The 16,195-nt window shown below is 60.5% G+C and carries 25 protein-coding genes and 1 pseudogene; 22 read left to right on the top strand and 4 right to left on the bottom strand.

Annotated elements, in window-relative coordinates:
* Complete coding sequence (locus CAF78_RS22380; protein ID WP_027907130.1) at nucleotides 1-372, top strand: chemotaxis protein; 372 nt, start codon at nucleotides 1-3, stop codon at nucleotides 370-372.
* The gene (locus tag CAF78_RS22375; RefSeq protein WP_085678153.1) at nucleotides 372-689 is read left to right on the top strand and encodes a hypothetical protein; all 318 of its coding nucleotides are present in this window, start codon (nucleotides 372-374) and stop codon (nucleotides 687-689) included. The genes CAF78_RS22380 and CAF78_RS22375 overlap by 1 nt, the downstream gene beginning before the upstream one ends.
* 43 nt (nucleotides 690-732) lie before the next feature.
* Here the strand turns inward: CAF78_RS22375 and CAF78_RS22370 are convergent, their stop codons facing one another.
* Nucleotides 733-1,119, bottom strand: a complete 387-nt coding sequence (locus tag CAF78_RS22370) for a hypothetical protein (protein ID WP_085678151.1) — start codon at nucleotides 1,117-1,119, stop codon at nucleotides 733-735.
* A gap of 61 nt (nucleotides 1,120-1,180) precedes the next feature.
* Entirely contained in the window at nucleotides 1,181-1,558 is a 378-nt protein-coding gene (locus tag CAF78_RS22365; RefSeq protein WP_085678149.1) for a hypothetical protein, read from the bottom strand.
* A 71-nt stretch (nucleotides 1,559-1,629) separates the two neighbouring features.
* Here CAF78_RS22365 and CAF78_RS22360 point away from each other — a divergent pair, with 71 nt between their 5' ends.
* The 17 genes and pseudogenes from CAF78_RS22360 to CAF78_RS28795 form a co-directional block, all read left to right on the top strand.
* Nucleotides 1,630-2,238 carry a putative metallopeptidase gene (locus CAF78_RS22360; protein WP_256573967.1) on the top strand — a complete coding sequence of 203 codons (609 nt, stop codon included), beginning with the start codon at nucleotides 1,630-1,632 and terminating at the stop codon, nucleotides 2,236-2,238.
* 31 nt (nucleotides 2,239-2,269) lie between these two features.
* On the top strand, nucleotides 2,270-2,731 hold the full coding sequence (locus CAF78_RS22355) for a DUF2280 domain-containing protein (RefSeq protein ID WP_085678145.1): 462 nt from the start codon (nucleotides 2,270-2,272) through the stop codon (nucleotides 2,729-2,731).
* Entirely contained in the window at nucleotides 2,718-4,013 is a 1,296-nt protein-coding gene (locus CAF78_RS22350) for a terminase large subunit domain-containing protein (protein ID WP_085678141.1), read from the top strand. Before CAF78_RS22355 ends, CAF78_RS22350 begins: the two co-directional genes overlap by 14 nt.
* Nucleotides 4,014-4,015: 2 nt before the next feature.
* Entirely contained in the window at nucleotides 4,016-5,395 is a 1,380-nt protein-coding gene (locus CAF78_RS22345; protein ID WP_177408563.1) for a DUF4055 domain-containing protein, read from the top strand.
* A complete protein-coding gene (locus CAF78_RS22340; RefSeq protein ID WP_085678135.1) occupies nucleotides 5,395-6,480 on the top strand; it encodes a hypothetical protein in 1,086 nt (361 codons plus the stop codon). Before CAF78_RS22345 ends, CAF78_RS22340 begins: the two co-directional genes overlap by 1 nt.
* Nucleotides 6,481-6,512: 32 nt before the next feature.
* Complete coding sequence (locus CAF78_RS22335) at nucleotides 6,513-7,139, top strand: hypothetical protein (RefSeq protein ID WP_085678132.1); 627 nt, start codon at nucleotides 6,513-6,515, stop codon at nucleotides 7,137-7,139.
* Nucleotides 7,140-7,260: 121 nt separating this feature from the next.
* A complete protein-coding gene (locus CAF78_RS22330; RefSeq protein ID WP_085678129.1) occupies nucleotides 7,261-8,007 on the top strand; it encodes a DUF6651 domain-containing protein in 747 nt (248 codons plus the stop codon).
* Nucleotides 8,008-8,016: 9 nt separating this feature from the next.
* Complete coding sequence (locus CAF78_RS22325; RefSeq protein WP_085678126.1) at nucleotides 8,017-8,985, top strand: major capsid protein; 969 nt, start codon at nucleotides 8,017-8,019, stop codon at nucleotides 8,983-8,985.
* A 42-nt stretch (nucleotides 8,986-9,027) separates the two neighbouring features.
* On the top strand, nucleotides 9,028-9,324 hold the full coding sequence (locus tag CAF78_RS22320) for a hypothetical protein (protein ID WP_085678123.1): 297 nt from the start codon (nucleotides 9,028-9,030) through the stop codon (nucleotides 9,322-9,324).
* Nucleotides 9,324-9,692: a hypothetical protein gene (locus tag CAF78_RS22315; protein ID WP_085678121.1), complete on the top strand. Its 369-nt coding sequence runs from the start codon at nucleotides 9,324-9,326 to the stop codon at nucleotides 9,690-9,692. Before CAF78_RS22320 ends, CAF78_RS22315 begins: the two co-directional genes overlap by 1 nt.
* Nucleotide 9,693: 1 nt before the next feature.
* Entirely contained in the window at nucleotides 9,694-10,080 is a 387-nt protein-coding gene (locus tag CAF78_RS22310; RefSeq protein ID WP_085678118.1) for a hypothetical protein, read from the top strand.
* Nucleotides 10,081-10,100: 20 nt separating this feature from the next.
* The gene (locus tag CAF78_RS22305; RefSeq protein WP_256573966.1) at nucleotides 10,101-10,754 is read left to right on the top strand and encodes a hypothetical protein; all 654 of its coding nucleotides are present in this window, start codon (nucleotides 10,101-10,103) and stop codon (nucleotides 10,752-10,754) included.
* Nucleotides 10,751-11,179, top strand: coding sequence for a phage tail terminator-like protein (locus CAF78_RS22300; protein WP_085678112.1), 429 nt, complete (start codon nucleotides 10,751-10,753; stop codon nucleotides 11,177-11,179). The genes CAF78_RS22305 and CAF78_RS22300 overlap by 4 nt, the downstream gene beginning before the upstream one ends.
* A 39-nt stretch (nucleotides 11,180-11,218) precedes the next feature.
* Nucleotides 11,219-11,878 carry a phage tail protein gene (locus tag CAF78_RS22295; protein ID WP_085678109.1) on the top strand — a complete coding sequence of 220 codons (660 nt, stop codon included), beginning with the start codon at nucleotides 11,219-11,221 and terminating at the stop codon, nucleotides 11,876-11,878.
* Nucleotides 11,879-11,887: 9 nt separating this feature from the next.
* Nucleotides 11,888-12,271 (top strand): phage tail assembly chaperone, encoded by a 384-nt coding sequence (locus CAF78_RS22290; RefSeq protein WP_085678106.1) that lies wholly within the window; start codon nucleotides 11,888-11,890, stop codon nucleotides 12,269-12,271.
* A 68-nt stretch (nucleotides 12,272-12,339) separates the two neighbouring features.
* Complete coding sequence (locus CAF78_RS22285; protein WP_371856919.1) at nucleotides 12,340-12,585, top strand: DUF1799 domain-containing protein; 246 nt, start codon at nucleotides 12,340-12,342, stop codon at nucleotides 12,583-12,585.
* Nucleotides 12,585-12,668 (top strand): annotated as a pseudogene (locus tag CAF78_RS28795) (phage tail protein); the annotation flags it as partial. The gene CAF78_RS22285 and the pseudogene CAF78_RS28795, both read left to right, overlap by 1 nt.
* Nucleotides 12,669-12,856: 188 nt before the next feature.
* On the opposite strand, the gene CAF78_RS22280 reads toward CAF78_RS28795, so the two are convergent.
* Nucleotides 12,857-13,375, bottom strand: coding sequence for a retropepsin-like aspartic protease (locus CAF78_RS22280; protein WP_143515087.1), 519 nt, complete (start codon nucleotides 13,373-13,375; stop codon nucleotides 12,857-12,859).
* Between the two features lie 269 nt (nucleotides 13,376-13,644).
* Here CAF78_RS22280 and CAF78_RS22275 point away from each other — a divergent pair, with 269 nt between their 5' ends.
* Both CAF78_RS22275 and CAF78_RS28495 read left to right on the top strand, forming a co-directional pair.
* Nucleotides 13,645-14,340 carry a lipopolysaccharide kinase InaA family protein gene (locus CAF78_RS22275; RefSeq protein WP_256573965.1) on the top strand — a complete coding sequence of 232 codons (696 nt, stop codon included), beginning with the start codon at nucleotides 13,645-13,647 and terminating at the stop codon, nucleotides 14,338-14,340.
* A gap of 874 nt (nucleotides 14,341-15,214) precedes the next feature.
* Entirely contained in the window at nucleotides 15,215-15,379 is a 165-nt protein-coding gene (locus CAF78_RS28495; RefSeq protein ID WP_158090052.1) for a hypothetical protein, read from the top strand.
* A 50-nt stretch (nucleotides 15,380-15,429) separates the two neighbouring features.
* Here the strand turns inward: CAF78_RS28495 and CAF78_RS22265 are convergent, their stop codons facing one another.
* Nucleotides 15,430-15,672, bottom strand: a complete 243-nt coding sequence (locus CAF78_RS22265) for a hypothetical protein (RefSeq protein ID WP_085678093.1) — start codon at nucleotides 15,670-15,672, stop codon at nucleotides 15,430-15,432.
* 215 nt (nucleotides 15,673-15,887) lie between these two features.
* Here CAF78_RS22265 and CAF78_RS22260 point away from each other — a divergent pair, with 215 nt between their 5' ends.
* Nucleotides 15,888-16,190 (top strand): hypothetical protein, encoded by a 303-nt coding sequence (locus CAF78_RS22260; RefSeq protein ID WP_085678091.1) that lies wholly within the window; start codon nucleotides 15,888-15,890, stop codon nucleotides 16,188-16,190.
* Nucleotides 16,191-16,195: the final 5 nt, after the last annotated feature.

The following is a 16,195-nucleotide window of genomic DNA, read 5'->3' as shown; positions in this document are numbered from 1 at the left end:
ATGGACCCGACCGACCTCGGCCCAGGCACAGCCACCTGGCTGGGCGGAACGGGCACTGTCCTGCTGGGCGGCTTTCTCTGGCTGCGCAAGTGGCTGTCCAGGGACGCCACCGACAGAGCGATGGATACCGCCGACATTGGCGTCGTCCGACGCCTCAATGAGCTGCTCGACATCGAGCGCGAGGCCCGGAAAGAAGCCGAGGCCCGCGCCGATCAGTTCGCCAAGGAGCGAAACGACCTCGTAGCCACGGTAGGGCGCCTGGAGGGCAAGATCGAAGCCCTGACCAGCCAGGTCGGCCAGCTCAACGAGCGCGTGGCCGCGCAGAGCGATGAACTCGCCCGCCTGCGCGGAAAGCTGGGAGGTGCTTCCTGATGGACAGATGCGCACTTGAATTCATCGCCCGCCGCTGGTGGCGCCGAGCAGAGGTCTGGATCATCGCTGCACTGCTGGTCACCGGCGGGGCGGTCCTGGGCTGGCAGTCGGCCTTCTGGTCGATGGCCACCACTCAGGCCAACCAGGTAGCCGAGATCCGGGCCGCCTACGATGCCGCCATGGCCGAGCGCGACAAGCGCCTGGATGAGCTGACCAGTAAGGCCGAGAGCGCCGCGACCAAGGCGTCGAAGGCAGCAACCACTGCCACCCAGGCCGCTGACAAGGCTGATGAGGCCCTGAATCGGGTAGTGCCGTAGGCGCGCCACATTCTCAACGGGCGCCGTTTTGTGGCGCGAAACACTACGTATGTTCTGCCACAAAGCGTTGCAGGCCATCGAGTGCATATGAAAGCTCGAACTCCACCTCATTCAACCCCCGAGCCCAAAGCTCGCTCTTGGGACTTGTGTCAGTGCGTAAGCGGAAATTGGCTGAGGTGCTTCTGACTGCCGGCGCGAAGAAGAATTGTTCCAGTTCAGTCTTTGCGGTTCTCGTCCTCGACAGGGTCTCGTGCTTGGCGGCTTCCTTGATCTCGTGCTTGAGGGTGGTGAGCCGGGTTTTGAGTGATTCGATACCAGTGGGGGAAAGTCTGGATTTGTCTGCGGCGTCGTCAACCAAGCTGCGCGCCTCGTCGTGCCAGCGCTGAAGCTCGGTTGCAATTGCCCGGGCTTCCTGATGATCAATGTCCATATCTGCTTCCTTTGGAATGTAGGTGTGCCGCAGGTGAGTGCGGCACTTTTTCTCAGAAGACTTAGGCCGGATCAACTTTGTAGCCGGTACGCGCCTCTCGGTGCCTGTGTTGCATGTCTATGAGGTCGTTATCTGGCTCGCTATCGGACACAGTCTCCGCATATTTTTCGGATTCAGCGCGATTCAGGCCTACGAATATCTCCATTCCATCGAGATCAGTCGATAGCGCGCCCTGGAGTCGAAGAAGGGATCGGTTCCAGCCTTCGCCCAGATTCAGTTGGTTTGTCAGAAGCAATGCACGGGCTGTTTCGGCTTTAGCCTTATCTGCATACCAATGATTAACCTCAGGGTTAGTAGGATCTGACAGGTCAATAATCTTGTATCTGGTTTCGAACGTTTTGGCGTTCACAAAATCCTTGATTTGAAAGCGCTCATGCATATCCTTGCTCCGTCTGAGTGATCCCCACAAATACCGGTAATTAGGTGTGAGTTCAAGGCGCGGATTAAATCATGAACAGACCAATGCCACCGGCTGACCTGCTCGAATCGCTGTCGCTTACGCTGCGCCCGGCCGCCGGTGTGTGGGACTGGGTGCGGAGCGAGATCCTCGTGGACACCGGCAGCATCCATAACCCAGAGCACGCACACCTCATCGACGCCCACATCGGCGTGCTCTGGGCTTCGACCGGGTTCACGAAACAGGGAAGGGTGGTCCTCGGCCAGGCCGAGCAACTGATGTTCCGAGCTGGCGGATGGCAGAAAGCCCGGCAAGAGCAGCAGATGCGCCAGTGGTTCGGCGAGGAGCCGACCTACCTCATCACCCTGGCTGCCGACTACTGCGCACAATGCACCGACGCTGAGTTCTGTGCCCTGGTAGAGCACGAGCTGTACCACATCGCCCAGGCGACCGATGAGTACGGCGCACCAAAGTTCACCCAGGACGGGATGCCCAAGCTCTACCTGCGTGGCCATGACGTCGAAGAGTTCGTCGGTGTGGTGAGGCGCTACGGTGCCAGTGAAGACGTACAGCAACTGATCGACGCTGCAAGCAGGCCGCCTGAGGTGGCCAAGATCAACATTTCGAGGGCCTGCGGAACCTGTCTGCTCAAGTCTGCCTGACCTTTGACAGACCTAAGACGGAATTGAACCTATGGCGGCCCTGAGCAACGAGGTGAAAGCCTTTATCGTTCAGGCCCTGGCCTGTTTCGATACCCCCGCACAGGTGGCGGCCTCTGTCCGAGAGGAATTCGGCATAGAGGTGAGTCGCCAGCAGTGCGAATCGCATGACCCTACCAAGAGCGCTGGCCGAGATCTGGCCAAGCGCTGGCGGACCCTGTTCGAGGACACGCGCAAGCGGTTCCGTGAAGAAACATCCGAGATCCCTATCGCCAACCGGGCATTCCGGCTCCGTGCGCTGGGAAGGATGGCTGAGAAGGCCGAGTCCATGAAGAACATGGCGCTCACTGCCCAGTTGCTGGAGCAGGCGGCCAAAGAGGTCGGCGACGTCTACGTGAACCGCCAGACCAAGAACGAGAATCCCCACGATAACGTGCCGCCTACCCGTGTGCAGGTCGACGTGGTGGATGCGAGGAAGCCTGATGCCGTCGCTTAACGTGCCCCAGGCCAGCTTCCTGCGCATGGAGCAGAAGTTCCGCGGCTTCGTGGCCGGGTTCGGCTCCGGCAAGACCTGGGTAGGCTGCGCGGCGCTGTGCAAGCACGTCTGGGAGTGGCCACGGATCGACTCCGGCTACTTCGCGCCGACCTACCCGCAGATCCGTGACATCTTTTTCCCGACCATCGAGGAGGTCGCCTTCGACTGGGGCCTGAAGGTCAAGACGAAGGAGAGCGACAAGGAGGTCGAGTTCTACAGCGGCGGCCAGTACCGAAGCACGACCATCTGCCGCTCGATGGAGAAGCCGCAGACCATCGTGGGTTTCAAGATCGGGCACGCCCTGGTCGACGAACTCGACGTTCTGCCCGCGCTGAAGGCTGAGCACGCCTGGCGCAAGATCATTGCCCGGATGCGCTACAACGTGCCCGGGCTGAAGAACGGCGTAGACGTGACGACGACCCCCGAGGGATTCAAGTTCGTCTACCAGCAGTTCGTGAAGCAGCTGCGCGAGAAGCCAGCGATGCAGGGCATGTACGGCCTGGTGCAGGCCAGCACGTTCGACAACGAGCTGAACCTGCCGCCTGACTACATCCCATCTCTGAAGGACTCCTACCCGGAGCAGCTGATCCTGGCCTATCTGAACGGCCAGTTCGTCAACCTCAACTCCGGGTCGATCTACACCGCCTACAACCGCAAGCTGAATGGCAGCCACGACTCTGTGCAGCCCGGCGAACCGATCTTCGTGGGCATGGACTTCAACGTCGGCAAGATGTCGGCCATCGTCCACGTCAAGCGCCTGGGCATGCCCCATGCAGTTGGCGAGATCATGAACGGCTACGACACGCCTGACATGATCCGCCAGATCAAGGAGCGCTACTGGCTGTACGCCGAGGGCAATTACCACAAGACGCGCGAAATTCTGGTGTTCCCCGATGCCTCGGGCAAAGGCCGGAAATCGGTCAATGCGAGCACCACCGACCTTGAGCTGCTGCGCCAGGCCGGGTTCACCGTGATGGCGCCAGAGGCAAACCCTCCGGTGAAAGACCGGATCAACGCCATGAACGCCATGTTCTGCAACTCGGCGGGCGAGCGCCGCTATCGGGTCAACACGGACCTATGCCCAACCTACGCCGACTGCCTGGAGCAGCAGATCTGGGCGCCGACGGGTGAGCCGGACAAGAGTCAAGGCAACGACCACGCCAACGACGCGGGCGGCTACTTCATCCACCACGACTATCCGATCGTCAAGCCAGTGATCGTGACCCAATCCTTGAGAATGTGACCATGAGCGATAACCCAAGCATCACGCTTCCCGCCGTCGACGAGATGCGCGGGTACTGGGCAGTTATCACGCCGCTCATGGGCGGGACAATGGCGATGAGGGCGGTGGGCAAGAAGCTGCTGCCGCAGTACCCGGCTGAGTCGGACGAAGGGTATCGGGAGCGTCTGCGCCTTTCGACGTTGCTCCCGGCTTACTCTGAGACGGTCGGCAACATGACCGCCAGGGTGTTCGCTGAGCCCCTGCAGCTCGGCGACGGCGTGCCCGAGGACATCGTCGCAATGGCGACCGACATCGACCGGGCAGGCAATGACCTGAACTCGTGGGCTGTCGAATTCTTCCGCGAGGGCCTTAGCCACGGCATCTGCCACGCATTCATCGATCACCCGTCAGTTGACGGCCTGAAGACGAAGGCTGAAGAGCAAGCCGCCGGCGTCCGGCCCTATGTGGTCCTGGTGAAGCCCTCCCAGGTGCTGGGCTGGCGCTCCAAGGGCGGAGTGCTGACCATGGTCCGCTACCGCGAGGTGGTCGAGGAGGAGGACGGCGAATTCGGCGCCAAGTGCGTCGAGCAGATCCGCGTTCTGATCCCCGGCGGGTGGCAAACCTACCGCCGCGCATCGTCGAAGGCGGTCTGGGCGCTCCACGATCAGGGCACCACCAGCCTGGACCGCATCCCATGGGCGACCTTCTACACCGGGCGCACCGGCTTCATGACGGCCAAGCCGCCGCTGCTGGAGCTGGCCCACCTGAACGTCAAGCACTGGCAGAGCCAGAGCGACCAAGACAACATCCTGCACGTCATCCGCGTCCCGATCCTGGCTCGCATCGGCGTGCAGATGCAGTTCACTGACCAAGGCAAGCCGGTGCCGCCAGAGTTCAAGGTCGGCACCGGGTCGCTGACCGATCTGCCGGCCACTGGCGATCTGAAGTACGTGGAGCACACCGGAAAGGCAGTGGAGGCAGGCCGAACCGCGTTGAAAGACCTGCTCGATGAGATGCGGATGGCCGGCGGCAAGCTGCTCACGCCTGAGAAGGCCGCGACCAAGACCGCGACCCAGGCTGAGGAGGAGGCGGCGCAAGAGCTGTCCCCCCTGCAGCGGATGTCGAACCACTTTGGCGACTGCCTGGCGCAACTGCTGCAGTTCATGGCTGAGTACCGCAGCCTCGGCGACGGCGGCACAGTCGAGATGCGCGGCAACTACGACGTTGACTTCATGCCAGAGGTCTCGCTGCCGACCCTGGTCTCGATGGCCAACGCCGGCATGATCTCCAAGGAGACGCTGTTCGCAGAGATGCAGCGCCGCGGCGTGATCAGCGACGAGTACGACTGGGACGATGAGTTGGCGAAGATTGAGGCCCAGGGCCCGGCCCTCGGTACTCTGTGATGAAGACGGCCAACGAGAAGCTGCTGAGCGAGCTGATCGGGCATGAGGTCGACCTGTCCAGGCTGAGCAACAGCCAGGTTGTGACGATCATCAAGATCCTCAACAGCAAGGACGCCGACCTGCGCGCCGCACTGATCGAGGCTATCGACAACCTGGGCACCGACCTGTCGGCCGCAGCTGTCGATATCGCCCTGTCGGCGGTGCTGCGGATCAACCAGCAGACCTTCATTGAAATCCGCCTGGCCATGGACCAGGTGACCGACGGACTGATCAGCTACGAGCTGGCGTTTCAGCAGAGCGCGTTGCGGGTCGTTCTCCCGGCCCTGGTGCAGGAGGCATACCCGATCGCATCCCCTGCGTTCAGCGCGGTGAAGGCAATCGTCCAGGCCCGACCGTTTCAGGGGCGCTTGCTGAGGGAGTGGATTGCCGGTATCGAGTCCAGTCGAGCTGCCGTAGTTCGCGACGCTGTGCGCTCGGGCGTGGTCGACGGGCGCACCACTGCCGAGATCGTTCGCACGGTCATGGGCAGCCGGGTTCAGCAATACGCCGACGGAGCCCTCCAGAAGGCCAGGCGCGACGTTGAGGCGGTAGTGCGGTCTGCGGTATCCCATACCGCTGAAACGGCCAGCGACGCAGCGCATGAGGCTAACAGCGACATCATCAGTCATGTCGAGTGGCTCAGTACGCTGGACAACCACACATCGAGCGACTGCCGGATCCGCGACCGCCTGCCGTACACGCTGGGAACCTACAAGCCCATCGGCCACACCATCCCATGGCTGGCCGGGCCTGGCCGCATCCACTTCTGCTGCCGATCCTCCAAGGTTCCGGTACTCAAGAGCGCCAAGGCCCTGGGGTTCAGCGACGGCGCAACGCGGGCGAGCATGGATGGCCAGGTGCCCGAGTCGACCACCTACGCCGAATGGCTCAGCAAGCAGTCAGCGGCGCGCCAAGACGAGATCCTTGGACCGGAGCGCGGCCGACTGATGCGTGAGGGCGGGCTTAAGCTCAGCACGTTCTACAACGACAAGGGGAAGTTGCTCACCCTGGATGAGCTGCGCAGCCGCTTATCCGGTGCCATATAATCCGCGGCTTTTCCCAGTGCAGGTATGTCTCAATGAAGGGTGTCGCTGTAGTGGTTGCAGTTTTGGTTGTTGCTGTCTTGTCTGCGCTTGCAGGTTTGACAGCTGGTATCAACCTGAACCCCCAGTCAACGGTTAAGTTTGTGCCTGACTGGGGGAGCGTCGGCGATTGGGTGTCTGGCATCGGTGCCCTGCTCGCTGTAATTGCTAGCCTGTATATGGTGCAACGCAGTGAGCGCTTCCAACTGGAGCGTGACAGAGAGCAGCTCATGCTCGTTCAGGAGCCTGATTTGGCTTGGTTGACGCTAAGGATCGGATGTAGCGGGTTGCGAGCATGCGCAGTAAAAGACATTCGAGTGAGTCATGGGAAAAACCATAGGTCGCTGAAGCACGACTTCACCCCCAAGTATAAAGACGCGCTTCCTTGCAAGCTGGATCCGGGCGAATCGATTGAGTTCCATTGGAGCAATGCAGAGCTTAAGCCGATTGTCAGCCTTGTGCGCAGCCTCGGGCTCAAGAGCTTAGAGGGTCTGTATTTCGAGGTTGTAACGGGAATATCTGTGCACAGGTATGCGCTCGACGAATCGACTATTGATGTGCTCAAAGAGGGGGCGGACGCATTCGGTATAACTCTCCTCGACGATGGCGCTCCACCTTTTTGATTTACCTCAACCAACCTGCCCCGGCCTCAGCTGGGGCTTTTTTTTGCCTACGGTTCGGATGGACGGGGCGCAACTGGGGCCGGATGGCTCATCAACTGGCCGGATGGCCCAGAGAGACGACATGAAACTCAAGACCGTTGAAGTGGATGGCAAGCAGTACGCCGTGATCGAGGATGGCAAGCCGGTCTACGTCGAGGAAGATGGCAAAGAGGTGGCCTTCGATGCCGTGGGCACCCGCAACACCATCACCAGGTTGAATGCCGAAGCCAAGTCGCACCGCGAGCGCGCCGACGGCTTCGAGAAGACCGCCAAGGCGTTCGAAGGCATCGACGATGCCACGGCCGCCAAGAAAGCCTTGGAGATCGTCGCCAACCTCGACGCCAAGAAGCTGGTGGATGCCGGCGAGATCGAGAAGGTGAAGGGCGAGATCAGCAAGGCCTTCCAGACTCAACTCGACGAAGCCAACACCAAGGCACAGGGCTTCGAGCAGCAGCTGTATGCCGAGAAGATCGGCGGCAGCTTCGCCCGCTCGCAGTTCATCGCCGAGAAGATGGCGGTGCCGGCTGACATGGTTCAGGCCACCTTCGGCAACAGCTTCAAGATCGAAGAAGGCAAGGTCGTCGCCTACGACGCTCAGGGCCAGAAGATCTTCAGCCGCAGCCGCCCAGGTGAGCTGGCCGACTTCAACGAAGCGCTGGAAACCCTCGTCTCGCAGTACCCCCATCGCGACCACATCCTGAAGAGCTCCGGTGCCAATGGCGGCGGCGCTCCGAACGGCGGTGGTGGCAACAAAACCACCCAGGGCAACTTCGGTGGCACCAAGGCAGAACGCCTGGAAGCCATGAAGGGCCTGATCGCAAGCGAATAAGGAGGCCCAATGGCCCTTTCGAACATGAAGGTGTTCAACGAATACCTTCGCCACGCCACCATCGAAACCCTGACCCAGGATGTCGACAAGTTCAACGCCGCCTCGGCTGGATCGATTCGCCTGACCACTCAGGGTATCGACGGTGACTTCCTGCAGGAATCCTTCTGGGCGGGCCTGCACGGCGCTCAGCGTCGCGTTGACCGTTACGCCGCGAACGGCAACCAGGCGGCGACCCCGCTGTCGCAGAAACAGTACGACTCGGTGAAGATCGCCGGCGGCTTCGGCCCGATCCTGTGGGAGCCTGCACAGCTGTCCTGGGTGCAGAAAAACCCCGAGGAAGCGCTGGAGGTCATCAGCCGCAACCTGTCCGAAGCCATCGTCTCGGACCAGCTGAACACTGCCATCGCTGCATTGGTTGCGGCCATCGGCAACCAGCCGGGCGCACTCAACGACGTGTCGGCAACCGCTGGCGTCGACTACATCGCCATCAACGGTGCTCACGCGTTGTTCGGCGACGCTTCGGCACGACTGATCGCCCAGGTCATGACCGGCGCCCAGTACCACGCCCTGATCGGCAAGAACCTGACCAACAACGAGCAGCTGTTCCAAGCCGGTGGCGTTCTGGTCGTCGACGTTCTGGGCAAGGCGGTCATCGTTACCGACGCCCCGGCGCTGTACGAGGCCGGCACCCCGAACAAACAGAAGGTGCTCAGCCTGGCCGACGGTGCTGCCATGGTGATGGACGGTTCCGACCTGATCACCAACATCGAGACCTCCAACGGCAAGGAGCGCATCGAGACCACCATGCAGGCCGACTACACCTTCGGCCTGGGCCTCAAGGGCTACACCTGGGACACCGCCAACGGTGGCAAGTCGCCGACCAACTCTGAGCTGTCCACCGGCACCAACTGGGATCTGGTGGCGAACAGCATCAAGGGCTCGGCCGGCGTCATGACCATCGGTGACGCCACCAAGTAACCGGTACCGCGCCCTTCGGGGCGCTTTCCTCAGGAGATCGCCATGAGCGAGAGCATCATTTACGAGCAGCACCCGGTCTCGGCAGAGCGCAAGTCTTACCTGCGTCGCAAGGGCTACAAGATCATCGACGCCAAGTTCGCGCCAGAGGGCTATGAGCATCCCGAGCCGATCAAGGAGGGCAAAGCCTCCAAGGCCAGCAAGTCCGCTGCAGAAAAAAAAGCTGCTGAAGAAGCCGAGCTGAAGGCAAAGCTGCAGGCCGCGCTGACCGAAAAGGGCGTCCAGTTCGGGCCTGAAGCCAGCCTGGAAGACCTTCAGAAGCTGCTGGGCGGGGCCGCGTAATGACGACCTACATCAGCATCGAGCAGGTCGACGCACTACTGGGCCAGACCTGGGCGCCGGATGAAAAGAAGGCGCGCGCGGTGCTGATGGCCAACACCTGGCTCACCAACCAGGGGCTGCCCGAGTTCGACACGGTTCCCGCCGACGTCGTGCGGGCAGGCGCGGAGGTGGCGGTGGAGGCGGCAGCAGGGAACCTGTACCAGGCGAAGGAAACTGGAGTGCTGAGCAAGTCCGTGGACGCTGACGGTGTGTCGAGCAGCAAGACCTACTCGAGCACGTCCAAGGCCATTAGTGCGGGCGAATCCTTCGCTCTGGCCTTGTTGTCGCGGTATCTGGGCACCGGCCAGGTCAAGATCGTCAGGGGGTGACATGGGGCTTCGAAGCGAGTTGCAGGCTGATCTGGGGCGAGCCTTCGATACGGACCTGTCCGACGCGGTTTCGGTGGTGGATGGCAGCAGGTCGGTGCCTGGGGTGTATGACCCCGATAAGGGCGGTAGTACGCCGGCGACGACCCTGCACTATGCCGGCCGCGGTGTCTTCGGCCAGTACAAGGCCCGGGAGATCGACGGTACGCGCATCCTGTCGTCAGACGTGCGCCTCAAGGCGCTGCAGAACGAGCTGCTCATGAAGGATGGCGACACGGTCACGGAAGAGCCTGCCACGCCCGCTATCGGTGACCGCATCAGCGGCTACCGGGTGATGGATGTCGGGCAGGACGCGGCCAAGGCCACCTGGACCATTCAGCTGAGGAAGTGACCATGCCCCGTGGCTCGAACATGACCACCCGCTACGGCGGCCTGGACGGTGGATTCACCGCCCAGTTGGAGCAGTTTGCAGAGGCGGCCAAGGAGGCGATGGACCTGACCTTTCGCGAGGTCGTGATCATGGTTGGCCGGAGGCTAGTGACCATGTCGCCGGTTGGCAACCCTGACCTCTGGAAGGTGAACGTCGAGGCTCAGGGCAGCGCAGCGGAGCAGATCTCGGCCTACAACGCGAAGGCGGCGGCCATAAATGCCGGCATCACCTCCGACCCGGCCAACTACACCAAGAGCGGCAACCTGAAGGGAGGCCTGCGACTTCGCAAGCCACTGACCAAGCGCGAGCAGCGTGAAAACTTCGGGCTTGGCGTTCGTAGGGTTGGCCAGGGCTACGTGGGCGGCCGCTTCCGCAGCAACTGGCAGCTCACCACAGGTTCCCCCGCCGCAGGCGAAATCGAAGACATCGAGAGCGCCGGAGAGACGCTGGACAGGCTTCTTCTGGCTGCCGGTGATCTCTCCGCCGGCGAGGTCGCCTTTATCGTCAACAACCTGCCGTATGCCATCCCCTTGGAGTACGGCCACAGCTCACAGGCGCCTGGCGGCATGGTGCGAGTCACCGTTGCCGACTTCCAGCGCATCGTCGAAGAAGCCATCAGGATCCACCGAGCATGAGCCACGCAAGAGCACGACAGGCCATCGAGATCAAGCTGATGGCCTGGGCCGCGGCGCGCCCGATCCGGGTCGCAAACTTCGAGCAGGGTTTCGAGGCAGGGCCCGACGAAACCTACCTGCAGGCCTTTCAACTACCGGCGGGCACCACCTGCCGCTACCTGGGCAGCGATGCCTACGAGTACACCGGCGTCTACCAGGTGAGCATCGTTTGCCCGGCTGGCCAGCCACTAGCTACTGCCGAGGCCCTGGTCGGCGAGCTTTCGAGCCTCTTCCGGGTTGACTCGGAACTCAGCCGCGACGGCTTCGAGGGCCTGGTGACCGAACCAGTTGACCAGGGCCCAACCATCACCGAGTCGGCGACCTACACGGTCCCGGCCAGCTTCACCTACCGCGGTGTCGCGGACCAATCGCCCGCTGGGGCATAACCAACCGCCGCCCGGCGGGCTATCAAGAGGAAACACACCATGGCCGCACGCTTCCCGCTGCCAAACGGCGCCGTGCTGGAAATCGCACGCGTCATCGGCGCCGCCGTCCCAATCACCGCGCTGACCAATGCGAAACCGCCCGTTGGGACTTCAGCCGATCACACCATCCAGAACGGCGATGTTCTCCTGGTCAACTCCGGCTGGGCCTTGATCAACGACCGTGCCGTGAAGGCGGCCAACGTGGCAGCCAGCGCCTTCTCCCTGGCCGGTCTGGACACCAGCGATGCGGAGCGCTTCACCCCTGGCGCCGGCGTAGGCTCCGTTCTCCCTGTGTCCGACTGGGTGCAGATTTCCAAGGTCACGTCGTTCAACTCGTCCGGCGGCGAGCAGCAGTATGCGACCGTCGGATACTTGGAAGACGACGATGACAAGCAGTTCCCTACCAACCGGAACCCCACCAGCCTGTCGATCGTGGTGGAGGATCAACCGACCGCCGCCTACGTTGAGGCCGTGGAAGGCTATGACGCTTCGAAGGAGTTGGCCGTGATCCGCATGAAGCTCCGCAATGGCGACCAGATCCTGTACCCGGGCTACGTCAGCATCACCCCCGACCCGACCATGGAGCGAAACAACGTGATGACCCGCACCATCAGCGTCGGTCTCTCGGCTCGTTCGCTTCGTTACCTGGCCGGCGCGTAAGGAGCCCTCATGGCGAAGATCAAGATCGCGCAGAACCCAACGTTCACCGCCGAGGTGAAGATCCCGCGCGTTGGTGGCGAGCCGGTACCGGTAGAGTTCACCTTCCGCTACATGGATCGTGCCGCCCTGGCCAAGCTGTACGACGGCTGGAATCAGGCCTTCGACGCGCACGCCGAGAAATGCAAGGCTGAAGGCGCAAGCCTCGAGCAGTTCACCGCCGGCCAGGTCCAACTGCAGGCCGAACAGGTCAAGGCCGTCACCGCCGGCTGGGGCTTTGACGACAAGTTCACCGATGCGGCAATCCTTGATCTGGTGACCACCTGCGTCGGCACCCCCAAGGCTGTGCTGGATGCCTACCAGGAAGCGTACAGCCCGGCCCGCCTGGGAAACTGAAGGCGGCGGCGCGGGCGCTGTATGAGCAAGGCCCCTCCGCCGAGCAACTGGCGTTTCTGGGGCTGACCTTGGACGACATGGAAACCGAGGACGTGGAAGTTTGGCCAGATGCGTGGCCGGCTTTCTGCCTGTTCGAAGCCTTGGGCACTCAATGGCGACTGGGGCCTGGAGGGCCGTCGGGCCTCGACTACGCTGCCATCCCCAGCACGGCAAAGATGATTAGCTTGAAGCGCCGCGAGCTCCCTGAGGCCTTCAATGACCTGCGTGTCATGGAGAACGAAGCGCTGGCCGTGATGGCCGAGTCGGCGGAGTAGGGCAGCCATCAGAAATCGTCGTGTTCGGCGGGCCATGGCTCGACCGGACGCGCCTTTTGTTGCGTCATAGGGACGAGCAATGAAGCGGCTTCGGCGCATGGAGGCGGGCATGAACAACCAGAAGGCTGATGCAGTGGCGGTGAGCCGACTCGAAACTAGGATCGACCCTAGAGCTAGGGTCGTTCCTTCGAAGTCGCTGGTTCCACGCGATTGGGACGACAGAGAGGTCGTCCCGTTGCGACAAGATGGGCCGTGGGATCCACGAGAGCTGTTATTTGTTGGGCTGACCAGTCAGGACAAAGTGGAAGTGCATTGAGCTGAAGTCCATCGTAAGCGTTCCGTGACTCAGGAAGCGCATGCCAAGGATCAAGTCGTATCGCCGGCCATTTCTTCGCAGAGGAGATGAGGTGAAGTCAGCTGCGTGCGTTGGGTGCCCGAGGTAGTCTGCAAGCGCAAACAAAGCTGGATGTACTTTCTGTTCTGATGTGTGTGTTGCACCCTGAACGACGGTCGTTTGATTGGATGAGAAACCGTGGCGTTCAGCAAAGTCTTCGTCTATGTATTGGTAATCCGCGCCTGTATCGACCAAAGCCAGCGCAGTTATGGCATCAAGCGTGGGATCTGCGTTCATTGTGTCATGCAAAAAAGCCGGGCGGATTGAAACACGCAGCACAGGCACCAACCCTTCGTCCATTGGTCCTGATACCAAAGAGCCGTCTGGCCGAAGGAAGAGTATGGGGGTGCCTGCCAGGTGGGGCGTGCTTAGATTGATCTCGCTTGCGGATGTCACCTTTCTCTCCTTAGACAATCAGGCCCCAGTCCATGGGCTTTCCGGCAACGGACCGGGGCGGTTCATTGGAAGTGCAACGCTACTATGGCGAAATGCTGGCGCGGTACTGGCTTTCCGTCCAGGCTGGATGCTTGGCCAGCCATTCAACTTTGAGCATCAACGCCCAGGCATCGAGAGGAGGTGACCGGTCAAGTCGTCTTTTTTTCTGCGAGATGACTGTTATATTTGGCATCTCGCCGCGCCAAGGCAGGCAAATGAGTGAGTGCTCAATGACTAATAATAATTTTACAAGCCTGGGGTCCTCCCACCCACCCGTGGTGGAAATACTGAATGCCCCCGGGAGCTGGGTGGAGCCCCCCAATATCCGCAGGGGCGGGGAGAGCGGAGTACTTCGGGTTGAGCTAGAGGGTCAGACCTTCTACAAGAAGCAGCAAGTCGGGCATGTCTATCGCAGCCTCTTACACCCGTTTGGGTATCCGACTGTTGCCCGCGAAGCGAAGGCTCTTCGTGCAGCAGCGTCATTGGGCGTGGCTACGCCATCGCTTCTTCACGCCGAAATTCGTAAGCAAGGCGGAGAGTGGCATGCGGTGATGGTGACAGCAGCTTTAGACGGCTTTTTGTCGTTGGAAGACTATTACGCTCACAATTTCGACAAATCACTTGGATCTAGGCGCCACCACGAGATTTTAGAAGCGTATGGCCGAGAACTTGCCCGATTGAACGTTGGCCGCTGGCAGCACGGTTGCTTGTATCTGAAACATGTCTTTGTTGACTTCAGCGAAGCGTGCGTGAAGGTCGCTCTGCTTGACCTAGAGAAGGCCAGGAAGCGTCTTACCGCGAAGCAGGCCGGGCGTCATGACTTGAGACAAGTCAAACGAAGGTCAGGATGGTCGGCGGAGGAATGGGAAGCATTCTGTAGAGGCTATAGATACGCGTTCGGACAGACTGCAGATTTGCTAGCTTGAGGGGACGTACCTCCATTTACTATGACTTTTCGGATTTCATGCTGTGGTGCTTTCCTAACGCAGTATTGAGGAAGGCTTGCATGAGCCGAGCCTTCTCAATCTCTTCCAGTCGGGTGATACCCTCAGCGCGCACTCGGGTCCGCAGTGAAAGGCAGGCGAGCCCAGCCCCGCGCTGGGCTTTTTGCGTCGGGTGCAAAGTTCCCATTCGGCTGTGATAGAGTGCGAATCCACCAACAGTTCTAGGGGGCATAAATGTCTAGAGATGACTACCAACAAAACCACGTTCCACCAGCCAGAACCCCTGCCGCCCCTCAGGCCCCATCAAATCCACCTGCCTCACCTTCTCAGCAAAAGAGCTGAGGAGTGGATCGGGTTGATGAGCGAAGCCATTTTGAGGCGATTGGTGATATCCGCTACGCCTCAAGATATTTCCAGCTTCAGTCTCGTCTCTTTGGCAAGATCGATGGCCTATTCAAGCTAACTTCGGTGGTAGCGGGTAGTTCAGCGTTCGCTGGATTTCTGTCTGGCAGCCCAGCTCTTGCAGGGATTGCTGCCCTCATCACTGCGGTGATAACGGCTCTGGATGTGGTTTGGGGGCCAGGAAGTAAATGCCTCATCTGCTCAGACTTATCGAAGCGGTACACGGAGCTTGAGCGACGAGGCAGGAAGCTTGTGCTAGAAGACCTAGACGACGAAATCTGGAAGTTACGAGAAACCGAGGCTCCCGCCATAGAGGCGCTACGCATTCCTGCCTACAACCAGTCACTCGCTGAGCGTGGCCTCGAGTCTCACAAGATAACTACCACCTGGTGGCAGGATTTTGTGGCTTGGCTGGCATAGCCAATCGTGAGGGGAGGTTGGCGAGCTACTGGGCGTGATAGGCAATAAAATCGGCCGGCTGGCCAACCTGCACGGCATGATGACTGACGAATACGGCGAATTCCGCTTGGATAAGTCCCGCCGCAGCGACAAGCAGGTGGAGAGCTTCGTCTATAACGCTGCGGCTGTGGAGCGCTTCCGGGAGCTTCTTAAAGCTTGAAGGCGTCCACAAAAAAGCCCCGAAGGGGGCTTTTCTGCAATTGCGAAAGATCAAGCCGGCTCCGCCACCCCGCCTGCAAACGTCGAGAACACAGCCGCGAACTCGGGGTTGGCCATCGGGTTTTTGACCAGCAAACTAAACGTCTCTGGTTTTTTTGCTGAGTAGTGGAAATCAATAACTACGCCGCTCACCGTAAACTGCACGCCATCCTGAATTTGGCGCTCAGTCTGGAAACCCGCGTGATTCTTAATGTAATTAACCAGGGTCATCTGGTGTTGCATGCTGATGCGCATAAGTACAATCCTTAAGAGCTATTCCATGACACGCTTTCGCGGGAGCGATATTACTCCTCTCCCGTCATCCTTTGAAGGTGTGCGCTGCAAAGCTTTAAGGTTGACTCGCCAGCCCAAGCGCCCGATCGCCACGGAATTTCCAGCCTGTCCATGCGCGGTTTTTGGCGCTTTCTGCCGATGGTGATAGATTGCCCCCATCAACAAGGAGGGCGCGCATGAAGCGTTTGGCATTGGTGGCGCTGGCCGGGCTGGTCCTGGCAGGCTGCGGGAAGAGCGATATCGACCGGGCGCGTGAGGCGGTTGTGAATCGTCTTAAGGACCCTGAATCTGCGCAATTCCGTAACGAAAGAGTTGTAGGGAAAGATGGATTTGTGTGCGGAGAGGTTAACGCCAAGAATTCAGCCGGCGGTTACGTTGGGTTCAGCAGCTATGCTGCATTCCGACTGGACGACGGAAGCTACCAAGCCTTTCTCGAAAGTGAAGGACAGACTACATTTAAAGAGTCATCCTGCAGATAGATGAT

Source organism: Pseudomonas sp. R28(2017) (assembly GCF_002112505.1).
Classification (GTDB): Bacteria; Pseudomonadota; Gammaproteobacteria; order Pseudomonadales; family Pseudomonadaceae; genus Aquipseudomonas.
This window is presented reverse-complemented; position numbering and strand designations above follow the sequence as displayed.

Coding starts and splice junctions, on each gene's coding strand:
- CAF78_RS22305 (WP_256573966.1), top strand. CDS start 10,101: ATGACCACCCGCTACGGCGGCCTGGACGGTGGATTCACCGCCCAGTTG.
- CAF78_RS22360 (WP_256573967.1), top strand. CDS start 1,630: ATGAACAGACCAATGCCACCGGCTGACCTGCTCGAATCGCTGTCGCTT.
- CAF78_RS22325 (WP_085678126.1), top strand. CDS start 8,017: ATGGCCCTTTCGAACATGAAGGTGTTCAACGAATACCTTCGCCACGCC.
- CAF78_RS22375 (WP_085678153.1), top strand. CDS start 372: ATGGACAGATGCGCACTTGAATTCATCGCCCGCCGCTGGTGGCGCCGA.
- CAF78_RS22365 (WP_085678149.1), bottom strand. CDS start 1,558: ATGCATGAGCGCTTTCAAATCAAGGATTTTGTGAACGCCAAAACGTTC.
- CAF78_RS22335 (WP_085678132.1), top strand. CDS start 6,513: ATGAAGGGTGTCGCTGTAGTGGTTGCAGTTTTGGTTGTTGCTGTCTTG.
- CAF78_RS22265 (WP_085678093.1), bottom strand. CDS start 15,672: ATGCGCATCAGCATGCAACACCAGATGACCCTGGTTAATTACATTAAG.
- CAF78_RS22380 (WP_027907130.1), top strand. CDS start 1: ATGGACCCGACCGACCTCGGCCCAGGCACAGCCACCTGGCTGGGCGGA.
- CAF78_RS22340 (WP_085678135.1), top strand. CDS start 5,395: ATGAAGACGGCCAACGAGAAGCTGCTGAGCGAGCTGATCGGGCATGAG.
- CAF78_RS22275 (WP_256573965.1), top strand. CDS start 13,645: ATGACTAATAATAATTTTACAAGCCTGGGGTCCTCCCACCCACCCGTG.
- CAF78_RS22345 (WP_177408563.1), top strand. CDS start 4,016: ATGAGCGATAACCCAAGCATCACGCTTCCCGCCGTCGACGAGATGCGC.
- CAF78_RS22350 (WP_085678141.1), top strand. CDS start 2,718: ATGCCGTCGCTTAACGTGCCCCAGGCCAGCTTCCTGCGCATGGAGCAG.
- CAF78_RS22320 (WP_085678123.1), top strand. CDS start 9,028: ATGAGCGAGAGCATCATTTACGAGCAGCACCCGGTCTCGGCAGAGCGC.
- CAF78_RS22310 (WP_085678118.1), top strand. CDS start 9,694: ATGGGGCTTCGAAGCGAGTTGCAGGCTGATCTGGGGCGAGCCTTCGAT.
- CAF78_RS22290 (WP_085678106.1), top strand. CDS start 11,888: ATGGCGAAGATCAAGATCGCGCAGAACCCAACGTTCACCGCCGAGGTG.
- CAF78_RS22370 (WP_085678151.1), bottom strand. CDS start 1,119: ATGGACATTGATCATCAGGAAGCCCGGGCAATTGCAACCGAGCTTCAG.
- CAF78_RS22330 (WP_085678129.1), top strand. CDS start 7,261: ATGAAACTCAAGACCGTTGAAGTGGATGGCAAGCAGTACGCCGTGATC.
- CAF78_RS22295 (WP_085678109.1), top strand. CDS start 11,219: ATGGCCGCACGCTTCCCGCTGCCAAACGGCGCCGTGCTGGAAATCGCA.
- CAF78_RS22260 (WP_085678091.1), top strand. CDS start 15,888: ATGAAGCGTTTGGCATTGGTGGCGCTGGCCGGGCTGGTCCTGGCAGGC.
- CAF78_RS22355 (WP_085678145.1), top strand. CDS start 2,270: ATGGCGGCCCTGAGCAACGAGGTGAAAGCCTTTATCGTTCAGGCCCTG.
- CAF78_RS22315 (WP_085678121.1), top strand. CDS start 9,324: ATGACGACCTACATCAGCATCGAGCAGGTCGACGCACTACTGGGCCAG.
- CAF78_RS22300 (WP_085678112.1), top strand. CDS start 10,751: ATGAGCCACGCAAGAGCACGACAGGCCATCGAGATCAAGCTGATGGCC.